Source organism: Nostoc sp. CALU 1950 (assembly GCF_051172895.1).
GTDB classification, from domain to species: domain Bacteria; phylum Cyanobacteriota; class Cyanobacteriia; order Cyanobacteriales; family Nostocaceae; genus Nostoc; species Nostoc edaphicum_A.
Genome location: NZ_JBDNJQ010000323.1, coordinates 1 through 2,955, shown reverse-complemented (window position 1 = coordinate 2,955; position 2,955 = coordinate 1). Strand labels below are relative to the sequence as shown.

The window sequence follows — 2,955 nt, the reverse complement described above, 5'->3', positions numbered from 1 at the left end:
CCCCGACTTCTTAAAGAAGTCGGGGATCTTAGCTTTTCAATTAGATATACTTCTAATTAGACATCTATCTAATTAGAAGTTAGTTATGCAACCACCTCCTCAAAGAAATTCCTACTAGTAGTCTGTCAATAAATAATTGATAGATAAATTCCCTGTAGAGACGGCGATTTATCGCGTCTCTCTAACCGCGTCTAACCGTCAAAATGAATTTGACAGACTACTAGTCGGAAAAAGCGTCTAGTTATTCTTAAGTGGTTAGCAAACTAGTTTGATGTAGGAGTCAACTACCCTGAAAGTTTGGTAAATGATATTCTCAAACGCTACCATCTTAGACTGCGCCACACTGCGACGGGAGTTGATTGCTTGCCAGTTAATGCAGCGAGAAAATGGGATTTATTGGCGTACAACATAAATATAAAAGATGAGCAAATCCCACAATCATAGGTTGTATTTTTATGCAGTTAGAAACCAAAAAATTCTATTACACACCTGAAGAGTATTTAGAACTTGAAGAAAAGGCAGAATATAAAAGCGAATACCGTGATGGAGAAATTGTACCAATGACGGGTGGCACTACAAATCATAATAAAATTGCAGGCAACTTTTATGCTTATTTGAAGTTTGGTTTGAGAGGCAAGAAATATGATGTTTATATTGGTGATGTACGTTTATGGATACCCCGTTATCGGCAGCATACATATCCTGATGTAATGGTGATTGAAGGACAACCTATTTATACGGGAACTAGCACAACAACAGTTATGAACCCGATGTTAATTGCTGAAGTTTTATCTAAATCGACTAAAAATTATGACCAAGGCGATAAGTTTCTTTATTATCGTTCTATTCCCGAATTCAAGGAATATATTTTAATTGACCAATATCAGTATCACGTGATGCACTATGTAAAAACTGCGAAAAATCAATGGTCATTCACTGAACTTGAACATGAATCTGCAACTTTATCACTGCAAACGGTTGATTTTCAAATTGAATTGCGCGACCTTTACGAACAAATCAATTTTGCAGAAAATAACGAAGATTAAAATAATTCGTAATTCGTAATTCGTAATTCGTAATTCGTAATTTGTAATTAAGTTTTGCATTAGCAAGTCCGTGAGCGTCTGGGGATTTTAATCCCACCTCAAAACTTGTCGCTTGTTATAAGCCAGGGACTTAGAACCCTCAAAAATGTTGAAAAAAGAAATTTTATAGAACTATTATCCCAAATCAACTATCGAATTGGGATTGTAATTATAAACTCTGCGCCCTGTCCCGGTAATGAAACGCACTGTAACGAGCCACCATGTTTTTCAGTAATAATTTGGTAGCTAATTGATAATCCCATACCAGTACCTTTGCCAACAGGTTTAGTGGTGAAAAAGGGGTCAAATAGATGTGATTGGATTGCTTCTGGAATCCCTGTGCCATTATCAGCAATCTGAATAACTACATTTTCATTCACCTGCACTGAAGAAATACGAATTATCGGGTCTGAACAAAGCCCATTTTGAAAAGCCTCTTCTAAAGCATCAATAGCATTTGCCAAGATGTTCATAAATACTTGATTCAATTGTCCTGCAAAGCACTGAATTTTAGGGATGTCAGCATACTCTTTAATCACTGTGATTTGAGGGCGATCGCTTTGGGATTTAATCCGGTGTTGTAAAATTAATAGAGTGCTGTCAATCCCTTCATGGATATCAGCAGTTTTAAACTCGGCTTCATCCAAACGAGAAAATATTCGTAAACTAAGGACAATTTCCCGGATGCGACTGGCTCCAATCTTCATGGAAGTCAACATTTTAGGCAAATCTTCTGTTAAATATTCAATATCAGCTTCTTCTTTAGCTTTTTGAATTTCTGTTTCTGGGTAGGGATAATGTTTTTGATAAAGTTGAAGTAACCACAACAACTGTTGTGTGTAATCATCAGTATGCTTAAGATTGCCGTAGATAAAATTAACTGGGTTGTTGATTTCATGAGCAATACCAGCAACTAATTGCCCCAAGGAAGACATTTTTTCATTCTGGATTAATTGAGACTGGGTATGCCTAAGTTCTTGTAAAGTTTCCTTGAGAGCAATATTTTTTTGTCGTAGTGCTTGGGTTCGTTCTTCTATTTTTTCTTCTAGTGTTTGGCTATAAAACTCTAACTTTTGTTTCGCCTCATATTGTTCTGCTAATAGTCGCTTTACTTGTTGAATTAACTGGTTAAAAGCAATCGCTAAGATTCCCACCTCATCTTGAGTCGTTACAGGAGCTTGCAGATCAAAATTAGATTCTTGGGTGACTCGTTGTGCCACTTGTGTAACAGCTTGCAGATGACGAGTAATAGTTTGTGCAATTAAAAACCCAATAACTGCCACAATACTGCTTCCCGACAAAAACAACAATCCTAGATGCGTCCATAAGTTCCATTGGGCAACCTCTAGAAGCGAGGTAGGATACAACACTGTGGTTGTTAAAGACTGACTTACTCCTCTAAATATGATGCTTTTAGCTAAATAGTTTTTGTGATCAATAGTGATTTGTTTAGCAGGTAAATTAGGATTAGGAAATTCCCAAGTTCCATCTTTGGCTACCAACAAGGTTGTTGCAATTACACGATTTTCTCTGTGGACAATCAGTTGTTTTGAGGAACCCTCAGCAATTTTTTGTATTAGAGTATCGTCTACTAATTTACCAATGATAATTCCTCCCAAAAGTCCTGCTGATGATTTGATTCCATTTGTGACCACTTCGAGAACTTGTTGTTTGCTTTCTACATCTACTAAATCGACTAAATGCGCTCCTCTACTAGCAGTGCTGGTAACTACTTCGTCTAAGAAATTGGCTTGACTTAAAGAGTTATTTCGTAAATCTACGAGGACATTACCCTGAGTATCAATTACCTTAATCCCAAAAGTGTTGAATGTTAAGAAAAATCCGATAAAAACAGCCCAAAATATGTTAA

The 2,955-nt window shown here is 36.6% G+C and carries 3 protein-coding genes; 2 read left to right on the top strand and 1 reads right to left on the bottom strand.

Annotated elements, in window-relative coordinates:
• The first annotated feature begins 304 nt into the window (after window positions 1-304).
• Together ABF638_RS37460 and ABF638_RS37455 are read left to right on the top strand one after the other, a co-directional pair.
• On the top strand, window positions 305-412 hold the full coding sequence (locus ABF638_RS37460; RefSeq protein ID WP_435027798.1) for a DUF2087 domain-containing protein: 108 nt from the start codon (window positions 305-307) through the stop codon (window positions 410-412).
• 43 nt (window positions 413-455) lie between these two features.
• Complete coding sequence (locus tag ABF638_RS37455) at window positions 456-1,046, top strand: Uma2 family endonuclease (protein ID WP_435027797.1); 591 nt, start codon at window positions 456-458, stop codon at window positions 1,044-1,046.
• Window positions 1,047-1,234: 188 nt separating this feature from the next.
• On the opposite strand, the gene ABF638_RS37450 is transcribed toward ABF638_RS37455, so the two are convergent.
• A partial coding sequence (locus tag ABF638_RS37450; RefSeq protein WP_435027796.1) for an ATP-binding protein occupies window positions 1,235-2,955 on the bottom strand: 1,721 nt, incomplete at its 5' end.

Coding starts and splice junctions, on each gene's coding strand:
- ABF638_RS37460 (WP_435027798.1), top strand. CDS start 305: ATGATATTCTCAAACGCTACCATCTTAGACTGCGCCACACTGCGACGG.
- ABF638_RS37455 (WP_435027797.1), top strand. CDS start 456: ATGCAGTTAGAAACCAAAAAATTCTATTACACACCTGAAGAGTATTTA.